Annotated in this window: 19 protein-coding genes; 18 read left to right on the top strand and 1 reads right to left on the bottom strand. The window is 47.0% G+C overall.

Annotated elements, in window-relative coordinates; genetic code table 11:
- Window positions 1-21: 21 nt before the first annotated feature.
- Entirely contained in the window at window positions 22-306 is a 285-nt protein-coding gene (spoVG, locus tag A8708_RS11205; protein WP_028557369.1) for a septation regulator SpoVG, read from the top strand.
- 145 nt (window positions 307-451) lie between these two features.
- Window positions 452-1,849, top strand: a complete 1,398-nt coding sequence (gene glmU / locus A8708_RS11210) for a bifunctional UDP-N-acetylglucosamine diphosphorylase/glucosamine-1-phosphate N-acetyltransferase GlmU (RefSeq protein WP_068663569.1) — start codon at window positions 452-454, stop codon at window positions 1,847-1,849.
- A 223-nt stretch (window positions 1,850-2,072) separates the two neighbouring features.
- On the opposite strand, the gene A8708_RS35835 is transcribed toward glmU, so the two are convergent.
- The gene (locus tag A8708_RS35835) at window positions 2,073-2,273 is read right to left on the bottom strand and encodes a hypothetical protein (protein WP_068663570.1); all 201 of its coding nucleotides are present in this window, start codon (window positions 2,271-2,273) and stop codon (window positions 2,073-2,075) included.
- Between the two features lie 218 nt (window positions 2,274-2,491).
- On the opposite strand from A8708_RS35835, the gene pth reads away from it, so the two are divergent.
- The 16 genes from pth to A8708_RS11295 all read left to right on the top strand — a co-directional run bounded on the left by pth (window position 2,492) and on the right by A8708_RS11295 (window position 22,671).
- Window positions 2,492-3,052, top strand: a complete 561-nt coding sequence (gene pth, locus A8708_RS11220) for an aminoacyl-tRNA hydrolase (protein WP_068663571.1) — start codon at window positions 2,492-2,494, stop codon at window positions 3,050-3,052.
- Window positions 3,053-3,186: 134 nt separating this feature from the next.
- Window positions 3,187-3,414 carry an anti-sigma-F factor Fin family protein gene (locus tag A8708_RS11225; protein WP_068663572.1) on the top strand — a complete coding sequence of 76 codons (228 nt, stop codon included), beginning with the start codon at window positions 3,187-3,189 and terminating at the stop codon, window positions 3,412-3,414.
- 166 nt (window positions 3,415-3,580) lie between these two features.
- Window positions 3,581-7,102: a transcription-repair coupling factor gene (mfd, locus tag A8708_RS11230; protein WP_068663573.1), complete on the top strand. Its 3,522-nt coding sequence runs from the start codon at window positions 3,581-3,583 to the stop codon at window positions 7,100-7,102.
- Entirely contained in the window at window positions 7,089-8,168 is a 1,080-nt protein-coding gene (locus A8708_RS11235) for a peptidylprolyl isomerase (protein ID WP_082927428.1), read from the top strand. The genes mfd and A8708_RS11235 overlap by 14 nt, the downstream gene beginning before the upstream one ends.
- 243 nt (window positions 8,169-8,411) lie before the next feature.
- On the top strand, window positions 8,412-8,954 hold the full coding sequence (spoVT, locus tag A8708_RS11240) for a stage V sporulation protein T (protein ID WP_068663574.1): 543 nt from the start codon (window positions 8,412-8,414) through the stop codon (window positions 8,952-8,954).
- 131 nt (window positions 8,955-9,085) lie between these two features.
- Entirely contained in the window at window positions 9,086-10,879 is a 1,794-nt protein-coding gene (locus A8708_RS11245; RefSeq protein WP_068663575.1) for a putative polysaccharide biosynthesis protein, read from the top strand.
- A gap of 53 nt (window positions 10,880-10,932) precedes the next feature.
- On the top strand, window positions 10,933-12,459 hold the full coding sequence (gene yabN, locus A8708_RS11250) for a bifunctional methyltransferase/pyrophosphohydrolase YabN (RefSeq protein WP_068663576.1): 1,527 nt from the start codon (window positions 10,933-10,935) through the stop codon (window positions 12,457-12,459).
- 120 nt (window positions 12,460-12,579) lie between these two features.
- Window positions 12,580-12,852 (top strand): HU family DNA-binding protein, encoded by a 273-nt coding sequence (locus A8708_RS11255; RefSeq protein ID WP_028557378.1) that lies wholly within the window; start codon window positions 12,580-12,582, stop codon window positions 12,850-12,852.
- Window positions 12,852-13,115, top strand: coding sequence for an RNA-binding S4 domain-containing protein (locus A8708_RS11260; protein WP_028557379.1), 264 nt, complete (start codon window positions 12,852-12,854; stop codon window positions 13,113-13,115). The genes A8708_RS11255 and A8708_RS11260 overlap by 1 nt, the downstream gene beginning before the upstream one ends.
- A gap of 185 nt (window positions 13,116-13,300) precedes the next feature.
- Window positions 13,301-13,585: a sporulation protein YabP gene (gene yabP, locus A8708_RS11265; RefSeq protein ID WP_068663577.1), complete on the top strand. Its 285-nt coding sequence runs from the start codon at window positions 13,301-13,303 to the stop codon at window positions 13,583-13,585.
- Complete coding sequence (gene yabQ / locus A8708_RS11270) at window positions 13,582-14,157, top strand: spore cortex biosynthesis protein YabQ (protein WP_068663578.1); 576 nt, start codon at window positions 13,582-13,584, stop codon at window positions 14,155-14,157. The genes yabP and yabQ overlap by 4 nt, the downstream gene beginning before the upstream one ends.
- 15 nt (window positions 14,158-14,172) lie before the next feature.
- Complete coding sequence (locus tag A8708_RS11275) at window positions 14,173-14,496, top strand: FtsB family cell division protein (RefSeq protein WP_068663579.1); 324 nt, start codon at window positions 14,173-14,175, stop codon at window positions 14,494-14,496.
- Window positions 14,497-14,717: 221 nt separating this feature from the next.
- Window positions 14,718-15,317: a S1 domain-containing RNA-binding protein gene (locus tag A8708_RS11280; RefSeq protein ID WP_068663580.1), complete on the top strand. Its 600-nt coding sequence runs from the start codon at window positions 14,718-14,720 to the stop codon at window positions 15,315-15,317.
- 464 nt (window positions 15,318-15,781) lie between these two features.
- The gene (spoIIE, locus tag A8708_RS11285; RefSeq protein WP_068663603.1) at window positions 15,782-18,274 is read left to right on the top strand and encodes a stage II sporulation protein E; all 2,493 of its coding nucleotides are present in this window, start codon (window positions 15,782-15,784) and stop codon (window positions 18,272-18,274) included.
- 164 nt (window positions 18,275-18,438) lie between these two features.
- On the top strand, window positions 18,439-19,182 hold the full coding sequence (locus tag A8708_RS11290; protein ID WP_068663581.1) for a class D sortase: 744 nt from the start codon (window positions 18,439-18,441) through the stop codon (window positions 19,180-19,182).
- Window positions 19,183-19,335: 153 nt separating this feature from the next.
- Window positions 19,336-22,671 carry a collagen binding domain-containing protein gene (locus tag A8708_RS11295; protein ID WP_068663582.1) on the top strand — a complete coding sequence of 1,112 codons (3,336 nt, stop codon included), beginning with the start codon at window positions 19,336-19,338 and terminating at the stop codon, window positions 22,669-22,671.
- Window positions 22,672-22,792 lie beyond the last annotated feature (121 nt).

Raw genomic sequence — 22,792 nt, forward strand, 5'->3', positions numbered from 1 at the left:
GGAAAAAGGTGGTGAACACAAGTGCAAATTACAGATGTAAGACTCCGCCGGGTAAACTCCGAGGGGAGGATGAAGGCGATTGCATCCATTACCATTGATAACGAGTTCGTCGTACACGACATTCGTGTCATCGATGGCAATAACGGAATGTTCGTTGCTATGCCGAGCAAGCGAACACCAGACGGTGAATTCCGCGATATCGCTCATCCGATTTCGTCCACGACTCGTGAGAAAATTCAAGCAGCAGTACTCGCTGAATATGATCGCGCGGCTGTAGAAGAGGAAGTTATTGAAGAAGGCGCATAATTCAGATTATTGAGAGAGCCCTTGGGGCTCTCTTTTCTTTTGGCAGGTAATGATGCTATATTGGGGAAGAACTCATTGTTAGAGATAGGCTTCAGAGACAGAAAAAGAGAAATCATAAATTCATTATAAAGGAGTTGGATTTTCGTTGAAGCTCATGGCAATTGTGTTAGCAGCAGGACAAGGGAAACGAATGAAATCAAAGCTATACAAGGTGCTTCATCCGGTTGTTGGTAAACCGATGGTGGGTCACGTTGTGGATACGCTGCAACATATAGAGGTTACGCAAACGGTAGTAGTAGTTGGATTTGGTGCGGAGGCTGTAAAAGGCTATTTAGGAGATCGCACCCAGTATGCGCTGCAAGAGCAACAACTTGGAACGGGGCATGCCGTGCTTCAAGCTAAGGATTTACTTGGTGACGAAGAAGGAATGACGGTTGTTATTTGCGGCGATACGCCACTCATTACAGCAGCTACGCTGCAAGAAACAATTGCACTGCACCAACAATCGGGCGCCGCAGCGACGATTCTGACGGCCAAGTTAGATGAGCCAACAGGCTATGGGCGTATTATTCGTGGTGAAGACGGAGCCGTTGCGCGAATCGTCGAGCAGAAGGATTGCTCGCCTGAGGAAGCGGCTGTTCAGGAGATTAACACGGGTACGTACATTTTTGATAATCGCAAAATGTTTGGTGCACTTGCTTCGGTTACGAACAAGAATGTACAGAATGAGTATTACCTAACAGATGTTATTGGAATTATGACAAGTGCAGGTGAAATCGTTCAGGGCTATTGCATGGCAGACCCAGCTGAGTCAATCGGAGTGAATGATCGAGTGGCATTGTCCGAAGCAGAGCAACTGTTCAAAGCGCGGATTAATCGTGGGCACATGTTGAATGGGGTTACGATTATCGATCCACTGAACACGTACATCGAGAAGGATGTTACGATTGGTGCCGATACGGTTCTGCTGCCAGGTACGATTCTGCGTGGAAACACACAGATTGGTGAGCTTTGTACGATTGGACCGCAAACTGAAATCATCGATTCCGTCATTCAGAACGAAGTAACAATTAAGCAGTCTGTTCTTCAAGAGGCTTATGTGGATAATGAAACATCCGTAGGGCCATTTGCTTATTTGAGGCCTGGTGCTAAGCTTGGCAAGCAAGTGAAGGTTGGCGACTTCGTTGAGATTAAGAATGCAACGCTTGGTGAAGGAACGAAGGTTTCTCATTTGAGTTACGTAGGTGATGCGGTAGTTGGATCGAATGTGAACATTGGCTGTGGTGCCATAACAGTGAATTATGATGGGTTTAATAAAAACCTAACAGAAATCGGTGATAATGCATTCGTTGGCAGTAACGTTAATTTGATCGCGCCTGTGAAAATCGGGGACGGGGCTTATGTCGTTGCCGGCACCACAATCACACATGATGTGAACGATGGAGATCTAGCTATCGCACGTGTACGACAAGAGAACAAAGCCGGTTATGCGGATAAAATTAAAGCGCGAATGAAAGCTAAGAAAGAGAATAAAGGTCGTTGATAGACGGCTTCCCAGATAAGACGGAGTATGTAAGTAGTAGAATGGAACCTCTTGAGGTGGGGTAAGCTAGAAATGAAGTGCTGCCCACTCAGCCTGGTTTACGTGAAAGCGTCCAGGCTGAGCGAGACCGATAGAGGTTCTTTTTCTCGTGCTAGTGCGCCTGCAGAATCTTTAGATGCTTGTAGAGCTGGAAGAGTCACAACTGCCACCCTGATGAAAGCGCTTAATATCCAGGGCGCGAAACAAAAGTATGCTTCTTTCTGCTATAAAAGATACGATTAATCTTAACGAAATGAAGGTTATACATTTCAACAAAGCCTATATCCTTGTGCAGATTTTGATAGTATACTTGGACGGGTACGTCCGCATCGATATGATCTTGGAAATGATCATCTTCTGTAAGCTGTTGTCCATGAAGATACATCGTTCGTTTATCACCTACAGCTTTTATGGAATGGATAACATTAGGTAACAGGTATAATGTAAACAATAACCTTTAGAAGCGGGTTCCGCAAAGGTTTTTTAGTTTATCGCTAGTTGAAAAAGAAAGTAGTCGTTTTTACTTTCTAGTCAACCTGGACAAACACGCTCGTCCCTCGAAGGACGGCGTATCCGTTTATCTATGGGGGGATTTTGAAAATTATGAAATGTTTTATCGGACTGGGAAATCCGGGAAAGCAATATGAGTTGAATCGGCACAATATTGGGTTTATGGCAATCGATCGCTTCGCAGCCAAGTGGGGGATGACCTCATTCCAGAATAAAGGAAAAGGGCTGCTCGCAGAAGGAAATGTGAATGGGACGAAAGTGTATCTATTGAAACCAATGACGTACATGAACCTCTCAGGGGAATCCATGCGAGCATTCCTTGACTTCTACAAAGCGAAATTGGAAGACGTCGTCATTGTGTATGATGATATGGACACATCCTTCGGTCAAATTCGTCTTCGTTATCAGGGCAGCCCAGGCGGACATAACGGTATTAAGTCCATTATTCAGCATGGGGGCACTCAGGTTTTTAATCGGATACGGATTGGCGTGAATCGCCCGGCACCAGGCTATAATATTGCGGATTACGTGCTGTCCAACTTTTCCAAAGAAGAGATGAAGTCCATTAATGACGTGCTCGATTTAACTTGCGATGCCATGGAGTTTAGTTTAGGTGAATCTTTCGAGAAGACGATGGCAAAGTTTAATAAATAATCACTGCACACTAACCTGCCTATATATGATGATATGTAAGCCCCCTATTCGAAAATGGCAATGGCAGATTCGGCTAATTATTCCGAAGAATGGTCATACTAGGATGTAATCGAATTGTTGAAGGAGGCATACATATGATCAAGTATATTTGCAGGCATTGTCATACCTTTGTCGGGGAAATTAATCAGCGTGCGATTACCGAGCAGCAGTTAGGCTTCCATTTCTTGACCCCTGATGAGCGTAGAGATATAATATCGTATAATACGAACGGAGATGTTACGGTTAGAGTCGTTTGCGACTACTGTCGTGAGGCATTAGAAGCGAACCCCGAATTATCCTTGCTAGCCAGTCCGTTGCAATAATTTATGATGAAGATAAAGAGTTAATAGCCGAGGCAAGTGTGCCGAGGCTTCTTTTTGTGAAAATTTAGCATTTATAAGTTTCACAGAATAAGTTAGCTAAATTTCTAGATAAACACACTCGTCTTATAGGACGATGTAGTCGTTTATTTTGGGGGAGTGTACTTGTTTGCAAGCTTTAATTCAAGCTTTTTCTGCGGATTCCGACTTTCAAACGATCGTGACAGGCCTGAGGTCCGAAATGAAAGAGCAGCTCATTGCCGGTTTAACTGGCTCCTCCAGGCAAGTCATGCTCGCCTCGCTTGCGCGTGAGCTAGAGCGTCCGCTTTTCGTTGTTACGCATAATATGTTCGCTGCGCAAAAAATAGCGGAAGACCTCTTGGAGTGTCTATCCCCTGATGAAGTGCTGCTCTATCCATCTCAAGAGCTTCTGACTACGGAAGAAGCGGCTTCAAGCCCAGAGATGCTAGCGCAGCGTATTGACGTTCTTACGAAACTTGCGGGCGGATTCCGCGGTGTAGTAATTGCTCCATTTGCTGGCGTGCGAAGATTGCTGCCACTCAAACAGGTGTTCGAAGAATCCCGAGTAACGGTTAATGTTGGGGACACGGTTCAATTAGACGACCTGTTGGCTTCCTTATCCAGCTTAGGTTATGAACGAGTTGAACGCGTTGAAACCAAAGGCGAAATGAGTGTGCGAGGCGGAATTCTGGATTTATTTCCGTTAACGTCAGAGAATGCCATTCGGATTGAACTTTTTGATATCGAGGTCGACTCTATTCGGACATTCGATGTAAGTGACCAGCGGTCAATTGATAAACTATCAACGGTGACGATCCCTCCATGCCGGGAGATTCAAGCGGATAGAAAGCGGTTACAGTCGGCGGCGCAACACGCATATGAGTTGCTGCAGGCGCAGTTGGCGAAGATGACGGAGCGCTCAGCCAAAGACAAGCTGTTGGAAGTCGTAGGCCGCGATATCGAGCTTATGCGAGAGGGTCAGACGTTCCCGGGCATTTATAAATATATTTCTCTCCTATACACGGAAAGACAGACGCTCATGGACTACATGCCCAAAGACTCTATTCTCATTATCGATGAGCCTGCCCGCCTCTTGGAAACGGCGAAGCAGCTCGAGCGTGATGAAGCCGAGTGGATGATGCATGCGTTAACTGAGGGGAAGAGCTTGCCGGCTTTTGTGCTGTCCAAATCTTACGAAACCCTGTTGCACCGCAGACCGTTCCCGACGCTATATGTGTCCCTTTTCCTTCGTCAGGTGGCGGGCATTCAGCCGCAGAATATCGTTAACTTCGTGTGTCGTGTCATGCAGAACTTCCATGGGCAGATGAATCTACTCAAGGCGGAGATGGAGCGCTGGAAGAAGAATGGCAGTAAGGTCATTCTTCTCGCTAATGGGGATGATCGCGCAGAACGTGTACGCCGTGTTCTTGGCGACTACCAGATCGAAGTACCTGAAATTGTCGATGGTAATCTACAAACCGGGTTCGAAATGCCTTCGATTCATCTCGTTGTGATTACAGAAGGCGAGATCTTCACACAGAAACAGCGTAAAGCGCGCAAAGTGGAGAAGAAGCTGGAGAACGCGGAACGAATCAAGAGCTATCAAGAGCTGAAGATCGGAGACTACGTTGTTCACGTCAATCACGGGATCGGAAAGTACGTTGGCATTGGCACTTTAGAGGTTGGCGGGATTCATAAAGATTATTTGCATATTATGTATGCTGGCGGCGATAAGCTGTCTGTTCCAATCGATCAGATTGATTTGATTCAGAAGTATGTCGGTTCCGAAGAGAAAGAACCGAAGGTATATAAACTTGGCGGCGCAGACTGGGCTCGAGTGAAGAGCAAAGCACGCGCGTCTGTCAAAGATATTGCAGATGAGCTGATTAAGCTCTACGCCGAACGCCAAGCGGCGAAAGGGTATGGCTTCGGCAAGGATAGCTCGTACCAGAACGAGTTCGAAGCGATGTTTCCTTATGATGAGACGCGAGATCAGTTGCGCGCGATAGAAGAAATCAAAACGGACATGGAGAAAGAACGTCCGATGGACCGTCTGTTGTGCGGCGATGTTGGGTACGGCAAAACCGAGGTTGCGGTCCGGGCAGCCTTCAAAGCTGCGATTGACGGGAAGCAAGTGGCCGTGCTTGTGCCAACGACGATTTTGGCGCAGCAACATTATGAAACGTTCCGTGAACGCTTCTCTGGCTATCCGTTCAATGTAAAAGTATTAAGCCGGTTCAGATCTAAGAAGGAACAAACCGAAGTCATGAAAGGCGTCAAGAAAGGTACCGTTGACGTTGTTATCGGGACCCATCGTCTTTTGTCACAAGATGTCCAGTTTAAGGACCTTGGCTTGCTCATCGTCGATGAGGAGCAGCGGTTCGGCGTGTCCCACAAAGAGAAGCTTAAGCGTCTGAAGACGAACGTGGACGTGCTTACGCTAACGGCGACGCCAATTCCTAGAACCTTACATATGTCCATGCTGGGCGTTCGCGACTTATCGGTCATTGAAACCCCGCCTGAGAACCGTTTCCCGGTTCAGACGTATGTCGTGGAATACGGGCCGACGCTGGTTAGAGAAGCTATTGAGCGAGAGCTAGCGCGTGAGGGGCAAGTTTATTATCTATACAATCGGGTGCAAGGCATTACCCAAATCGCTGATCAAATATCAATGATGATTCCGGATGCACGAGTCACTGTCGCGCATGGTCAAATGGGTGAGCAGGAGCTCGAGAAAACGATTCTCGATTTCTTGGACGGGGAGTACGATGTTCTTGTTTCCACAAGCATCATTGAAACCGGCGTAGACATCCCGAATGTGAATACACTTATTGTTCATGATGCGGATAAAATGGGTCTTTCCCAGCTCTATCAGCTGCGTGGACGTGTAGGAAGGTCGAACCGTGTCGCTTATGCGTATTTCACGTATCAGCGTGATAAAGTGTTGACAGAAGTAGCCGAGAAACGACTTCAAGCGATTAAAGAGTTTACAGAACTTGGTTCAGGCTTTAAAATTGCGATGAGGGACTTATCCATTCGTGGCGCAGGAAACTTATTGGGTGCTGAACAGCACGGCTTTATTGCATCTGTCGGCTTTGATTTGTACTCGCAAATGTTAGCTGAAGAAATTGCGAAGCTGAAGCTTGAAATAGATGGAGATGCGGTCATTCCAGAACCGGAATGGCATACATCAATCGACATTCAGTTAGATGCTTATCTGCCATCTGATTACATCTATGACAGCATGCAAAAAATCGAAATTTACAAAAAAGTGGCCGCCATTCGTACGCTGGAAGAAGCCGCGGATCTGCATGATGAGCTCGTTGATCGCTTTGGCGATCTGCCGCAGGCCGTATTCAACCTACTCACAGTGGCTCGTTTGAAAGCATACGGTTCCGAGTACCGGATTGAAACGATTAGCCAAAAAGGAGAGGATTACCTAATCAAGGTGCATATCGACCAGAACGGCAGGCTGGATGGTCAGAAGCTGCTTGCTTTGTCCAAAGGCTTTGATGGTCGTATCAAATTGAATGCAGATCCGCAGCTACTTATTGTTATCCGCTTTAAAGGCATGAAGCCGGAAGCCTCCATCGAATTGTTGGAGAAATTCTTGGTACAATATAAGGATGTTCTGAAAACGAAAGGGGAATTACAGGATGTTGCCAAATGAAACTAGCAAACAACGACGTACTTCGAAAAAATGGATATTAGGATTGGCGACAGTTGTCCTTGCATTCTCTGTCCTCAGCGCGTGTGGAGACAAAAAGGAGGGCGCGGGGGCAGCTTCGCCTTCCGCATCAGCTGCTGCTACAGGTAATCCAAGTGATACAATTGCTACGTACAAAGAAGGCGGGAAAATTACACGCGGTGAATTCGATTCTTTCATCAACGTGAATAAAATGTTCTCTCCGCAGTTAGCTCAATACTTGGCAGATCCAGCATTCCAACAAGATATGTTGAAACAAATGGTTACTTTCCGCGTTCTTTCTGCTAAAGCGGACGACAAAGTGAAAACGGATGCTGACAAGCAAGTTACGGAGCAAATGAAAGCCATTACGGATTACTTCGGTAAGCAAGAAGGCGGAATGGACAAGCAGTTGAAAGATAACGGTATCGAGTTGAAAGATATCGAGTCCCTAATGAAATTAAGCTTCTACACAATGGGCAGCATGGAAAGTAAAATTACGGACCAAGCGGTTCAAGATGCGTACAAAGAGCAAGCCGCTGCGCATGCGTTTGACATTGCAACAGTCAGCCATATCCTTATTTCCTTAAAAGATTCTGCAACCCAAGCAGATCTTCGTACGAAGGAAGATGCGCTCAAAAGAGCGAAAGAAGTGAAGGCGAAATTGGATGCAGGCGGAGATTTCGCAGCGCTTGCGAAAGAATATTCCGATGATCCAGGTTCCAAAGATGTAGGCGGTACGTACAAAGATGCTAACATCAATGAATGGGTAACAGAGTTCAAAGATGCAGCAAGCACGCTTCCATTGAACAAAATCAGTGATCCTGTAGAATCCAGTTTCGGTTATCACGTGATGAAAGTAGAATCCAGAAGCACGAAGCAATTGGATGATACACTTAAAACGCAAATCAAATCTCAGCTTGCAGAGAAATCCTTGTCTGAATTTGCTGAAACTGAGTATCCGAAATTGATCGAAACGAATAACCTTCCTAAAGTAGAAGCAGCACCAGCGCCAGCAGCAAGCCCTGCAGCAAGCCCGGCGGCAAAGTAAGAACTTACCAGGATGTCCGATAATGGACATCCTGTTTTTATTTCTCATTTTTGGACATGATAAGCGCAGCAGGATGCAGAGCTAAATAAAGTAAATTGCTTAGTCGGGGCGTCTGCATAGAAGAATGGGAAGTGAAGAATACTATGGATAGATTTCAAGTTCCCACCAAATCCCGATCTAGCATACAAGTTTCATGCTCGTGTCGTATCTAATTCGAAAGCGGAAAGTGAGGCATCTAGAAGTATGAAAGCAACTGGAATTGTCCGTCGGATAGATGATTTAGGGAGAGTTGTAATCCCCAAGGAAATACGGCGCACGCTACGCATTCGTGAAGGTGACCCTTTGGAAATTTTCGTGGATCGTGATGGAGAAGTTATTTTGAAGAAATATTCACCGATTGGTGAGCTTGGTGATTTTGCGAAGGAGTATGCGGAGTCACTGTTTGAAAGTACCAATCATGTGGCCTTAATTTCGGATCGAGACCATATTATTGCTATGGCTGGTGGATCTAAGAAAGATTACTTAGAGAAATCCGTTGGGGCGGTCATTGAATCTTGCATGGAAAATCGTAAGGCTGTCATTGAAAGCAGTTCAGGTCAATTCGAGATCATTAAAGATACCAACGAAACATTCACTTCCTTCGTAGCTGCGCCGATTGTTGCAGGAGGAGATCCCATTGGTTCAGTAATCCTGATTTCGAAGGACGAGAATGTGAAGATGGGTAATATGGAAGTTAAAATGGTCGAGACTGCCGCTGGGTTCTTAGCGAAGCAGATGGAGCAATGAACACATAATTTCAAACGAAGGCTTCCTTACGGACATGATGCATCTGTAAGCGAAGCTTTTTTTGTCTGAAGGAGTAGATTTCGCTATAATACGTACATAGGAATCATGTTAGCGTAGAGGAGTAAACGGGAATGAGAGCTACCTTCAAGGAGCAAGATGGGCAGAAAGAAGGGCTCTTGAAGCAGGGAAATGGCAAGCGGGGGAAGGACCTGTTGAAGGGTGCAGCCTTGCTTGGGGGAGCAGCTGTGCTCTCTAAACTACTGGGGACGATGCAGAAGATCCCTTTGCAGAATGTAGCTGGAGATGTAGCTTTTGGCATTTATAACGCGGTTTATCCGCTCTATATTTTGATCTTATTTGCAGCAACGGCTGGATTTCCAGTCGCGGTGTCTAAATTTGTTGCCGAACGCGTCATGGAAGGTGATCATCCAGGTGCGAAACGGATTGTGTTTGTTTCATCTGCACTCTTAATGAGCTTGGGATTTCTTTTGTTTATCCTGCTGTATATGGGGGCGGAGACGATTGCCGGTTGGATCGGCATTTCGCAAACCGCGACAGCGATCCGTAGTGTATCATTTGCACTGCTCCTATCTCCAGTTCTTGCTGTTCTAAGGGGATATTTCCAAGGGTATCAGAACATGGTGCCGACCGCGATCTCACAAGTCATCGAACAGCTTATTCGTGTTATTACGATGGTTGCGCTATTGCTTTACTTGGTTGCCCTCGCTTATGATGAGGCATGGATCGCGGCAGGAGCCACATTTGGCTCTGTAACGGGCGCTGGAGCGGGCCTTGTGGTGATGGCTGTGTTTTGGCACAGAGAACGCCGTACCCAACGTGTGAAGCAAGTGAGGGCAGAGTTGTTGGTGAATAGAGAGCAAGCGGGTGGGACAACGCCAATGACAGAGCAGGATACGAGGGAAGCGATAGCTGCCGGTTCAGAGGTTATGCAAGTAACGTCATCTTGGCAGTGGGCGAAACGGATTACGTTGTATGCAATTCCTGTCTGCCTAGGTGCAATTGTCGTGCCGCTGCTCACGCTCGTGGATACGTTCACGATGCCTCGTTTGCTGGAAGCTGCATCAGGCAGTGAGTTGGAAGCTATGCGTCAGTTTGGACTTTATAACCGTGGGTTTCCACTTGTTCAACTGGTCGTGATGGTAGCTTCTTCGATGTCGGCCGTTTTGGTGCCAGCCATTGCAGAAGCCAAGCTGCATGGGCATGTGGAACTCATTCGCTTTCGCGCAGAAATGTCCGTGAGGCTCGCATGGGTGGTTGGACTCGGCGCCTCGTTCGGCCTCGCCTTCTTGGCGATGCCGATCAATCTGATGCTCTATACGAGCACCGAGGCGAGCTGGACCATGGCCGTGTTGGCCTTCACGGCATTGTTTAGTACCCTGAACGCTGTCAGCGCCAGCGTTCTCCAAGGCATCGGCGCGATCCGCACGCCGATGAATGCCTTGCTCGTTGCCATCGTGCTGAAAGCACTCGGCAATGTCGTGTTGCTGCCCCGCTGGGGCATCGACGGCGCCGCGCTCAGCGCGGTGATCGCCTACGCCGCTGCGGCGGGGCTGAACCTGGTGCAGCTGCGCCGCAGCACCGGAGTGCGCTTCGCGCTGCGGCCGTACGCCGTCAGTCCCACGCTTGCCGTGGGACTGATGGGCGGCGGCCTCGCAGCGCTGCAAGGGCTGGCCATGCTCGCTGGCGCGGCATGGCACGTGCCTGAGCGATGGGGCGCAAGCGCCATCGCTCTCATAGGCGTAGTCGGCGGCGCAGCCGTCTACGCGCTTGTGCTGCTGCGCAGCGGGGGCATCAGCCGCGAAGAGCTGCGGCTGATGCCGGAACTTGCCCGGAAGCTGGCGCCGCTCCTAGCGAAGCTAGGGCCGCGAGAGACTTCAGGCGGTTCAGCCCCGCCAAAGAAGTAACGCTATAACATAACGTTATTTAAATATATTTTGAACTTTGGAGGTGTCATCCCATGTCAACAAGCAACCCCCGAATTACCGTCCTTGGACTCGGCACAGGGGACGAAGATCAATTAACGTTAGGCGTATGGAAGAAACTGCAACTAACAGCGAAGTCGCAAGCCAAGTTGTTCCTGCGCACGAAAGATCACCCGATGGTTCACCTGTTGGACGCGAACGCCATCCCGTACGAAACGTTCGATGCGAATTATATGTCGAATGAGTCGTTCGAGGGTGTCTATGAATCTATTGCGGCAGAATTAATCAAGACAGCGAAAAACCAGGGGACAGAAGTGCTTTACGCCGTTCCTGGTCATCCCATGGTTGCAGAGTACACAGTGCAACTGCTGAAACAGCGCTGCCCATCTGAAGGCATTGACCTCCAAATCACAGGAGGCGAGAGCTTCTTAGACCAAGCCTTCTTACGTTTTGGTTTCGACCCCATCGATGGCTTTCAGTTGCTGGATGCGACAAGCATTAGCCGATATGCCTTGAATCCTCAGCTGCACACGGTGATTGGCCAGGTGTATGATACATACACGGCATCGGATCTCAAAATCAGCTTAATGGAATCTTACCCTGACGAATATCGCGTTGTTGTTGGTCATGCATTAGGCGTAGCCGGCCAAGAACAGATCATTGAAGTGCCGCTCCATGAGTTGGATCATGTCAAAGGCTACGGCAATTTGTCACTTGTATGGGTGCCTCGCAGTGAAGGGCAAGAAACATATTATCGTACATTTGGTAAGCTGCATGAGATTGTACAGACCCTGCGCAGCCCGGAAGGATGTCCATGGGACCGTGAGCAGACGCACGAGAGTTTGCGTAAGAATTTAATTGAGGAAGCCTACGAAGTGCTCGAAACGATTGATGAAGACGATCCGGATCACATGTGTGAGGAGCTTGGCGATTTGCTTTTACAAGTCATGCTGCATGCGCAAATCGAAGAGGAGATCGGTACATTCTCTGTGTACGATGTGATCGCGACGTTGAATGAGAAGTTGATTCGCCGACATCCGCATGTGTTTGGAGACTCATCCGCAGAGGATGCCGATGAGGCGCTAGTGAATTGGAATGCGATCAAGGCCGAAGAGAAGCGGAAGAAAGGCATTGATGTGACGAAACAATCGGTGCTGGACGGGGTTCCGCGCGAATTGCCGGGCTTGATGAAGGCGATGAAGCTGCAGAAGAAAGCGGCTGTGGTTGGCTTTGACTGGACAGATTTGGATGACGTGTTGGCTAAAGTGGAAGAGGAGCTGGCTGAGCTGCGCGAAGCGATTGTGAAACCAGCGGAAGAAAGCGCGCAAGAGCGTCGTGACGAGCTGGGAGATGTTCTCTTTTCTATCGTGAATGTTGCTAGATTCCTCAAAGTAGACCCCGAAGAGGCGCTCGCACACACGAATCGGAAATTTATTCAAAGATTTTCATATATCGAGGAACAGCTACGTTTAAAGGGCAGATCTTTTGAACAAACTGGGTTATCAGAGATGGAAGTTTACTGGCAGGAAGCAAAAAAAGTTGTGAAACTTGATCAACGATAGAAGGATTTTGCCGAAAAAAGCAGAATACTAGACTTGTTGCAAGGTATAGTTATGAAATGTAACCACACTTGGTACATAGAAGATGGGATCTTCAATCATTTTGGGAGGTAAAGAAAACTCATGAACAAAACAGACTTGATTAACAACATCGCTGAAAAAAGCGGACTTACTAAGAAAGACGTAGAAGTTGTCCTTAACGGATTCCTTGGTGAAGTGACAGACGCTCTTTCATCCGGAGATAAAGTACAATTGATCGGTTTCGGTACATTTGAAACTCGTAAGCGTTCTGGCCGTACAGGTCGCAACCCGCAAACGGGCAACCCAATCGAAATCGCAGAATCCAATGTTCCTGCTTTCAAAGCGGGCAACAAGCTTAAAGACGCTGTAAAATAATGCGTATCGATAAATTTCTCAAAGTATCTCGTCTGATCAAACGCCGTACGGTTGCTAAGGATGTGTCCGACCAAGGGCGCGTGTGGATTAACGGTAGGGACGCTAAAGCGAGTACGCATGTGAAAGTTGGAGATGAGCTATCCATTCAGTTCGGTCAGAAGAAAGTGACGATTCGCGTTGAACTTCTATCGGAGTCGACCCGTAAGGAAGACGCTGCACAGATGTATACATTGCTGAAGGAAGAAGCTTTCCAGTCCGAATAAAATGGTATGATAAGAGTGGCCTTGGGTTCCTGCAGAGGGGATCTGGGGCTATTTTTATGTGCAAATGACTGTCATCGAGAAGTATATGAACGGGAGTTAAATAAATAAGGCTAATTGATCCTGCCCGGTTCTAAAAATGGACATCCTCCCATATCGTAAGATTAGGTGAAGGAGGGGTACAGGCCATGATTGAACCTGTAAAAAACAACAAAAGGCAAGAAATTAAGATGCTGAATCGCAAGCTCTTGGAAATATCAGGAGTTTTAAACGTAGAAAGCTTTGATAGCGAAGAATTCCTCCTAGAGACGGAAATGGGCTACTTGATGATTAAGGGGCAAAATTTGCATATCAAGAACTTGAGCTTGGAGCAAGGTCTAGTCGCCATTGAAGGTATGGTAAGTGGATTAGATTATGTAGACGGGAATACCCAGGAGAAATCCAAAGGGTTCCTTGGTAAGCTATTTAAGTGACGCTCCACGTTCAATTTCAGACGATATTCATGATGTTCCTGAGTGGCATATGCATAGGGGCTCTGTTCGATATATTCCATGTACTTTCGGGCAAGCTGCGATTGCCACGATGGACCATCCCCATTGTAGATAGCATCTATTGGATTGTGGCGATAATCCTAGTGTTCAAGATGCTCATTTACAGTAATGAAGGACAAGTTCGCATTTTTATCTTTCTCGGAATGGGGATCGGAATCTGTTTCTATTTCGGTCTTCTTAGTTCCCTTGTCATTCGTCTAACCCTCATTCTCATACGAATTGTTGTGGCGATTTACCGCTTCCTCACGCGGACTGTCGAAATATTAATCATTAAACCGATTATTGGCTTATATCGTCTAACCGTGATAATTTTGGGCTTTTTGCTGGCCGTAGCTATATTCCTTTACAGAATTGTGCTACAATTGCTCTATCCTTTGTGGAGACTATTCCTCTGGATGACTAAGCCTGTGCATAAGTACATGGTGATCCCTGACTGGTTGAAGAAACTACAGGGACGTATCCTTGCGCTTTATCGCAGGATATTCTCGAAGTAGGAGGATTTCCTATTCATGCATGCTCAAGCAACCGTTTCAACCAAGCGCATCAGTCGGGAAGGCTCGAAGCGAAGACTGCGTATCCTTTTGATCATCGTCTTATGTTTTCTGAGCTGGGCTGCTGTTAACATCTGGGGGCAGTTCGCCAAGCTGCACGAGAAGAAAGCCGTCGTAGCGAATATGGAGCAACAACTCGTCGAAGCGCGGAAGGTGAATGCCTTAACGACGAAGGAAATCGCACGGCTGCATAACGACGAATATTTGGATCAGATCATTCGCCGGGACTTTCATTACAGTAAACCGGGAGAGACGCCACTAAGCGCCTCGAAGCCGCAATGAGAACCCTCTTACAAGGTAATTTGAAGGTGAGCGACCGTGTTTAGATGTAGGTTTTACCGCCAATAACACAGCGATTTTCGGATACCGAGATCTTATACGTTCTTTATTTGGTAAAAAGCATTACAAGAAGTGGCGAATGCCGTGTTGACCGTGGTTTCTGCATCGGTTATAATCGGCGTAGCCAGTGTTTTCAACATTTTAAGGGAGGAACATTTTACTTTATGGCAATTGAAGTTGGCACCAAGTTAGAGGGAAGAGTGACGGGGATTACTCACTTTGGAGCATTCGTCGAGCTTGCTGAAGGAGTTACCGGTCTTGTTCACATTTCGGAGATCGCGGACAATTATGTGAAGGACGTTAATGACCACTTGAAGCTGGAAGACAAGGTAACGGTCAAAGTAATTAACGTGGACAAGGATGGCAAGATCGGACTGTCGATCAAGCAAACGATTGACAAGCCAGTTGAGGAAAGACCAGCTCGTCCTGAACGTACAGGTGGCAGCAGCTATCAAGGTCGCCCTAGTGGAGATCGTCCAAGCGGCGGTTACCAAGGTGGTCGTCCAAGCGGCGTTGGAGAACGTAGTGGCCCTCCAAGCGGTGGTCCAGGTGGTGGTGGCGGTCGTCCAGGTGGCGGCGGTGGCTTCAATCGTGGCGGCGGTGGTGGTGGTCGCGGCGGCTTTAACAAGCAGCAGGGCGGAGCTAGACCGTTTTCGTTCGAAGATAAAGTATCTCGTTTCCTCAAAGATAGTGAAGAGCGGATTTCGTCCTTGAAGAAGAACACCGAGTCCAAACGCGGTGGCAGAGGCGGAAGAAGAGACTAATAGATGCAGATGATGAACCACATTCGCTTAGGCGAGTGTGGTTTTTTCTTTGCGTTGCGAACGTCACGTAACTTAGCTATGTTGCACGTTTCTCAGCAAATAAAGGATCTATGTTCCGATTCTCTGACGTGGTTGCGGCGATATCTGACTTCAGAGAGCCTTGCAGTCTATGGACTCAGATGAAACTTGTGCGACGTAGCTGACAAAAAAGAGTGAAAATCAATCGACATGGAGTTACGGGTATCTCCCTCATATGCGGCGCGTCGTTTCGAGGTAATCAGACTTCTGGAAACGTTTCCAGTACCAAGAACCTAGAGTAGGCAAGGGCTGAGAGCAGTTGACAAAGACATCGGGACATGTCGGAAATTTCTTTGAATCTATCAACTCATTCTGACAAACTTTCTGCTAGATTGTCTCTATACTAGAGTAACAAATAAGGGAAGAAATGGATGGTGTTCGAGAATATGCAAAGACGAAGCTTAGGCGCGGTGATGGGTAGTGGATGGTCTGGGATTTGGCAGAAAGCAAGAGTAGGTGTTCACAGTGCAGCTGTGGAGAATCGATGGGTTCAAGCTTTTGTTGCTAAGAAATGGTCGTTACTGCTCATTGTTATGGGCTTCCTGCTGGGTCGAGCGATGATTCTGGAACAGTTATCACCATTTGCTTTGGCTTTTGTCGCAGTCATCTATTTTACAAGAAAGGATATCTTGCATTGGGTCGGTATTGCAGCATTTGCTGGAAGCTTGCTCGCGGTGAATGTGAATACCGGATATCTGGTGACAGAAATCGTGATCTTCTTGTTGATCCAGAAGGCACTTGAGAAATATGAACGATCCGACGTATCGTTAGCGCCGCTGCTCGTATTCAGCTCAACGTTCCTCGTGCAGCTCTTTGCGGAGTTGGTTGTTTCAAATCTGACGTGGTACTCCTTAATGATGCTTACCGTTGAAGCGTTGCTAAGTTTGGTGCTGACGCTCATTTTCATTCAAGCGATCCCTGTATTCACCCTTACCCGCAAAAATTATCATCTGAAACATGAGGAGATCATTTGTTTAATTATTTTGCTGGCTTCCGTTATGACAGGTACGGTTGGTTGGCTCGTGGGTCCTGTCACGATAGAACATGTGCTATCTCGTTATTTGATACTCCTGTTTGCATTGGTAGGAGGGGCCCCATTCGGGGCATCCGTGGGTGTTGTTACAGGGCTTATCCTAAGTCTTGCGAATAGCAATGCCATTTATCAGATGAGTTTACTTGCATTCTCTGGTATGCTCGCAGGTCTCCTTAAAGAGGGGAATCGCTTGATGGTTGCCTTTGGGATGCTGATAGGATCATCGATTCTATCTTTCTATATGGGTTCTAGTGTGGATATGATCAATTCTGCTTGGGAGTCCCTTGCGGCCGTTGCCCTGTTCCTACTGACACCTAGAAGTGTCATTCTCATGTTGGCTAAGTATGTACCAGGCACACAAGAGAATCTCAAGTCGCAACAGGACTATGCCAAGCGTGTGCGTGATGTAACGGCGGGGCGCGTGGAGCAGTTCTCGGAGGTATTCCGTCAACTCGCACGCAGCTTCAAACAATTGACGACAGAAGATGAGGTGAGTCGCAAAGAGGAAGATGTCGGACATTTCATGAACGCTGTTGCCCAGAAGGCGTGTGAGTCTTGTTGGAAGAAGAGTCAGTGCTGGGATCAGAAATTCTACCAAACATATACGTATATGACGGATATGATGAGCCAAATTGAGACGAAGGAGAGTATGACGAAGAAGCAGATTCCACCCGAGTGGAAGAAATCCTGTATTCGTACGGAACAGGTGCTAGATGTGATGAAAGGGCAATATAGTTTATATAAGAATGATAGGCATTGGAAAAAGCAAATTATCGATAGCCGGCATCTTGTCGCCGAGCAGTTGTCAGGTGTTTCGCAGGTTATGGAAGACTTAGCGAAGGAAATTAAGCGGGAAGGACAGGAGTTGTTCCTCCAAGAAGAGCAAATTCGTAATGCCCTTGAGGAGCTGGGCTTATCTATTCATACCATCGATGTTATTTCCTTAGACGAAGGTAACATCGAAATTGAAATCATCCATCAATATACGAAGGGATTTGATGAATGTCGGAAGATCATCGCGCCGCTTCTGAGCGAAATCATCGGCGAGAATGTCGCCGTGATGCGTGAGGAAATGCACACGCGCGGCGAGGGCTACAGCACGGTCGTATTCGGCTCCGCCAAGGAATACGAGGTTGAGACCGGAGTCGCCGGCGCTGCTAAGGGAGGAGATCTCTTCTCGGGCGACAGCTACTCCACGGTGGAGCTGGGCAATGGCAAGTATGCCGTTGCGCTGAGCGACGGCATGGGGAATGGCGAACGAGCGCGCGCAGAGAGCGAGACGGCGCTTAGCATCCTGCAGCAGCTGCTGCAGTCGGGGATGGACGAGAAGCTCGCGATCAAGTCGCTGAACTCGGTGTTGATGCTGCGTTCATCGGATGAGATGTACGCCACGGTGGATATGGCATTGATTGATATGTACAACGCGAATACGACGTTCATGAAGATTGGCTCTACGCCAAGCTTTATCAAGCGGGGTACGGAGGTTATCCCGATCTCGGCGAATAATTTGCCTGTAGGGATTTTGAGCGAGATTGATGTCGATCTGGTATCCATACCGCTGCAATCGGGGGATATTCTTGTGATGATGACCGATGGCATCTTTGATGCCCCGGGCCATGCTGTGAACAAGGAGATGTGGATGAAGCGGATGATTCAGGAGATTGATACGACGTTGCCGCAGGATTTCGCGGATTGCTTGTTGGAGCGCATCTTCCGTCATCATCACGGCGAGATTCAGGATGATATGACGGTAGTTGTAGCACGTATTGAGAGACGGCAACCCGAATGGGCGACTTTCCGTTGGCCAGGTATTACACGTATGGAACGTCCGAAAACAGTGAGTTAAGGTTCTAATAAGCCGTGCCGGCTCATTTGCCGGTGCGGTTTTTGGAGTAGTGGAAAGTATAAGTCTTACATGATAAATTAGTCATATATTTCCATTAATACTTGAATACGTCCTAAGAGGACAATGTGGCCGTTTATTGCGCGTCAAGAAAGGTGGGTAGTTGAATGAGCAGGAGATGGTTTGCCTTATTACTCATCCTCCTGGGTGTAGGGGTGTTTCTGTATCCCACGATGAATGATCGCTATGAAAGTTATCAGCAGCAACAAATCTTGCAACAATGGCAAGACAACATGCAAGCGATGGGGCAGTTGATGGAAGAGGAGGGTGAGGATCCGCATAGCGAGGGTGTCTTGAATGCCGCACCCGTTGGGAGTGTTGTGACTCCCTTATCAGAGGCAAGTGCAAGTACAGCTGTTGCAGGGCAGTTGGAGTCCGTTGTGGCGAAGCCCACCAGTGGTAGTAAAGCGCCCGTGAATGTCATAGCGACAGCGAAGCCACCCCCTGCCAAACCTAAGAACATGGAGGGAGTTCTGAGTATTGATAAGATTGATTTGAAACTTCCCATCCTCACGGGGGCGACCATGGATAATATGAAAGTCGCAGTTGCCAGTATTGCGAATACAGGGAAAGCTGGTGCAATAGGCAATTATGCAATTGCTGGTCATCGGAATTTGACTTATGGTAAAAATTTCAATCGCTTAGATGAGGTTGTCCCTGGTGATGAAATTGAAGTAGAGACAGGAAGCCGGAAATTCGTCTACCGAGTAGAGGAGAAATTATATGTTCTGCCATCGGATGTATGGGTATTGCAAAGCACGGAGGGTAATCGGGAAATTACATTAATAACGTGTGATCCCATGGTAGACCCGACGCATCGCTTAATTGTGAAAGGAAAATTAATTGAATAGTTAGAAGTTGACGTATAGAAAGGATAGAAATGACATATTTTCAAAACATGCTGTATTTTCTCATGCCTGTTATGATACAATTTGTATCATAACTCTTTACATGCACTTTTTTGTCTTCGGATAGGCAATTATCGGAATGGAGGCTAAACAAAGATGGTGAAGAAACAAACAAAGGCTATGCTGATTGCGCTCTTGATGTTTATGCAATGCCTTTATGGAATTACTTTATCTAGTCAAGTGAATGCAACGGAGATATCGGGCAACATCCTAGATAGTGTTACACTGGCGGTATACGATAGTAACGGTCAAGTCGTTACGGGGAATGTATATGATCAGAACGCACAAGCGAAGCTGGACTATAGCTGGTCTTTGCCCAATGGTCATGGCTATCATAGCGGAGATACATTCACTTTTACGCTGCCGCAGGAATTTACTTTGTTCAATGATGTAAGCGGTGCCCTTGTCATTGATAACAATTCAACCGTAGGGGATTTCCATGCCGACAAAGATAGTCATCATGTGGTGATTACTTTTAACGAATTTATTGAGAGTCATGATGATTTGAAGGGAACGTTGAGTTTCCTTACACAATTTAATAAGAGCCAGATTACAGGGACGACGGAACAAACAATCGTCATTCCTGTTCGAAGCGGAGACCAGATATTTACCATCAAGTTCAGGCCTACCGTAGATTCAACAATCAGTAAGTCAGGCGCTCCTCTGGGCTATAATGCGAAGTCGATTGATTGGACAGTGGATGTGAACAAGACATTGGATACTATACAGAACGCCGCTGTTACGGATACGATTCCGGAAGGATTAGCGGTTCCTGTGACGGTTGCTGTCTACCAACTACAAGTACAACTCAATGGGTCAGTTATACAGGGGTTGAAATTAGATAGTGGCAGCTACTCAGTGAGTACCGACAGCGGGGTTCTTCGCATTCAATTTACGGAGAGTCCGATCACATCTGCTTATCGTATTCAATATACAACGCCAATTACGGATAAGCTCAAGACTTCCTTTACGAATACAGCGAGTTTCAATGGAACGAATATGGCTGAACCTGTTCGAGCCTCTTCAACAGTGAATGTATCTCGAGGGCAAATGTTGGTGAAGGAAAGGACGGCGTATGATTCAACAACGCAGACCATGCAATGGGCTGTCTTGTATAACGGTGGAGAAGAGGGGATTCCACAATCAGAGGCTAATCTGACAGATGTTTTTGATGATATTCATGGGTTGGTGGGAGATTCCTTACATGTGTATAAAGTGACATTCAATAGCACGGGTGTTGCTGCACTTGCTGGCGAAGTGCCATCGGATAAATACGTGGTATCCTTACATACGGTACAAGGGAAATCAGGCTTTAAATTGCAATTTCTTGAAGATATCTCTTCTGCCTATAAAATCGTTTATGCCACGAAAGCGATAGGCCCCGTCTATGAGGATGGACTTCTGACGAATAAGGTTTATACGGGGGAAAACAGCAGTTCTACAATCACTAAGCCTTTCACACAAGTAGGCATTGTTAAGACGAGAGGTGATGTCAACTATCAATCGAAGGTAGTCGGATGGCAAATTGTCATTAATGGAGATAGCCAGGAAATGGACCACGTTGTTGTAACGGATACATTTTCTAATAAGGGGCTGCAACTCATACCGGGTTCCTTGGTCGTAAAGAAAGGGAATGTTGTACTCAATAGTCCAGTAGATTACACACTTGATGGTAGCGTTGACGCAGATGTCGGATTCACCCTAACATTTACCGATCCCATTTCTCAGCCTGTCAAAATTACTTATGATACTGTATATAACCTTGAATTAGCACTTCCATTAGGCAGTGCAAATGTATTTACCAATCAAGCTAGAATAGACTGGATCAGGCAAGATACAGCGCATACGAAGACTGTATCGGCGGAGTTCAATCCCTTCAATGAAGTGAAGAAAAATGGATTTAAAAGCGGCACGTATAACGCCGTAAACAAACAAATCTCTTGGAGCGTAGGGGTTAACTATAACAGAAAGAATATTTCCCAAGCCATAATTGAGGACGTTTTGGAGTCTGGCCAGACTCTGGTTGCTAACACGTTAGTTATTCACAAAATGGTTATCGCTCCTAGCGGTGCACATTCACTAGGTGATTTGGTGGATCCTGCACGGTACCACTATGAAGTAACGCCTCAGAAGAAAATAATAATAACGTTCCACGATCCTATTACAGAGGGGTATACCATTGATTTCGCTACAAGTTTAGAGAACCAACTGATTATTAATCGGGTGTTCAATACAGCAAAGCTATTTGATGGTTCCAATCAAGTAACCAAAGACCTCACAGCTTCTGTTAATATTCCTCATGGGGGAGAATACGTGAGTAAGAACGGGTCACAAAGCGGTGATAAGATCAACTGGCAGATTACCGTCAACCAGGGCCAATCGAAGCTAACCGATGCGGAAATATTCGATACGCCATCGAAGAATCAAGTGTTACTATCGGATTCCTTTCATTTATTCAGTATGAAGGCAGCTCCTAATGGTGATTTGACGAAGGATGTTGAATTAGTAAAGGGGACCGGCTACACAGTTGATATTCAAACAGATCCAGAAGGGAACCAGGCATTTCGTTTGAAATTCAAGAGTGTGATCTCGACAGCCTTTGTTTTAGAATATCAGTCTGTTATAGCAGCCCGTAATCAGGAGTCAGTCTCTAATAGCGTGAGCTTCAGCGGAAACAATGTGACTACGATTACGAAAGAAACGGTTAAAGACATTGTGGTCGGTGTATCGACAGGTTCGGGCACAGGTAACGGTGTTCGCGGATCGTTGGAAGTGAAGAAGGTTGATGCTGCGAACAGGGAAATGCCGCTTCGGGGTGCAATCTACGAGCTTTACCGGAAGTCTGGCGATACGAAGAATCTCATTCAAACCCAAACGACGAATGAGAATGGCATAGCCATTTTCCAAGGGTTGCTCGCTGGAGACTATGCGATTAAGGAAATAAAGGCTCCGGCTGGTTATTCGCTAGATGGAAAGGAGTATTCATTCACCCTACAGTCAGGAGAGAATAAGAGATTGACATATACGAATACCAAAGCAGAAACGCCGCCACCGACATCGACGCCAACATCAACACCAACATCAACACCGCCAACATCAGAACCGCCAACGACATCAACGCCGACGCCGACGCCGCCAACATCAACACCACCATCGCCGCCGACACCGACACCATCGCCATCGCCATCCATAACGCCGACACCTAGTCTGACGCCAGGTCCGTCTATTACCCCTACACCTAGCCCTATACCGCCATTAGTGACTGTTCCATCTCCTAAAGCGCCTGATCCTGGCGTAGTGGTTCCTTCAACTGGTGAGCCGGCAATGTTGCCGGTAACTGGAGAGTCTAGTCATCTCTATGTTAAGCTTGCGGGTCTTACTTTCGTACTATTTGGCTTGATGCTAGGATGGAAAGTTCGAAGGAGACGCTAATGTAATCAATAGTTGAATTAGCGCTGCGAATAAGCAGGGGGATGCCCTCTGCTTATTTGGCTCATTCCGTAAGCGGCTTAGGATGCCGTCGAATAAATACCTTTCGTAATCCCTGCCTGCA

Source organism: Paenibacillus oryzisoli, from assembly GCF_001653565.1.
In the GTDB taxonomy this organism is placed as follows: Bacteria; Bacillota; Bacilli; order Paenibacillales; family NBRC-103111; genus Paenibacillus_E; species Paenibacillus_E oryzisoli.

Coding starts and splice junctions, on each gene's coding strand:
- A8708_RS35835 (WP_068663570.1), bottom strand. CDS start 2,273: ATGTATCTTCATGGACAACAGCTTACAGAAGATGATCATTTCCAAGAT.
- pth (WP_068663571.1), top strand. CDS start 2,492: ATGAAATGTTTTATCGGACTGGGAAATCCGGGAAAGCAATATGAGTTG.
- A8708_RS11225 (WP_068663572.1), top strand. CDS start 3,187: ATGATCAAGTATATTTGCAGGCATTGTCATACCTTTGTCGGGGAAATT.
- A8708_RS11235 (WP_082927428.1), top strand. CDS start 7,089: ATGTTGCCAAATGAAACTAGCAAACAACGACGTACTTCGAAAAAATGG.
- spoVT (WP_068663574.1), top strand. CDS start 8,412: ATGAAAGCAACTGGAATTGTCCGTCGGATAGATGATTTAGGGAGAGTT.
- A8708_RS11245 (WP_068663575.1), top strand. CDS start 9,086: ATGAGAGCTACCTTCAAGGAGCAAGATGGGCAGAAAGAAGGGCTCTTG.
- yabN (WP_068663576.1), top strand. CDS start 10,933: ATGTCAACAAGCAACCCCCGAATTACCGTCCTTGGACTCGGCACAGGG.
- A8708_RS11255 (WP_028557378.1), top strand. CDS start 12,580: ATGAACAAAACAGACTTGATTAACAACATCGCTGAAAAAAGCGGACTT.
- A8708_RS11260 (WP_028557379.1), top strand. CDS start 12,852: ATGCGTATCGATAAATTTCTCAAAGTATCTCGTCTGATCAAACGCCGT.
- yabP (WP_068663577.1), top strand. CDS start 13,301: ATGATTGAACCTGTAAAAAACAACAAAAGGCAAGAAATTAAGATGCTG.
- A8708_RS11275 (WP_068663579.1), top strand. CDS start 14,173: ATGCATGCTCAAGCAACCGTTTCAACCAAGCGCATCAGTCGGGAAGGC.
- A8708_RS11280 (WP_068663580.1), top strand. CDS start 14,718: ATGGCAATTGAAGTTGGCACCAAGTTAGAGGGAAGAGTGACGGGGATT.
- spoIIE (WP_068663603.1), top strand. CDS start 15,782: ATGCAAAGACGAAGCTTAGGCGCGGTGATGGGTAGTGGATGGTCTGGG.
- A8708_RS11290 (WP_068663581.1), top strand. CDS start 18,439: ATGAGCAGGAGATGGTTTGCCTTATTACTCATCCTCCTGGGTGTAGGG.
- A8708_RS11295 (WP_068663582.1), top strand. CDS start 19,336: ATGGTGAAGAAACAAACAAAGGCTATGCTGATTGCGCTCTTGATGTTT.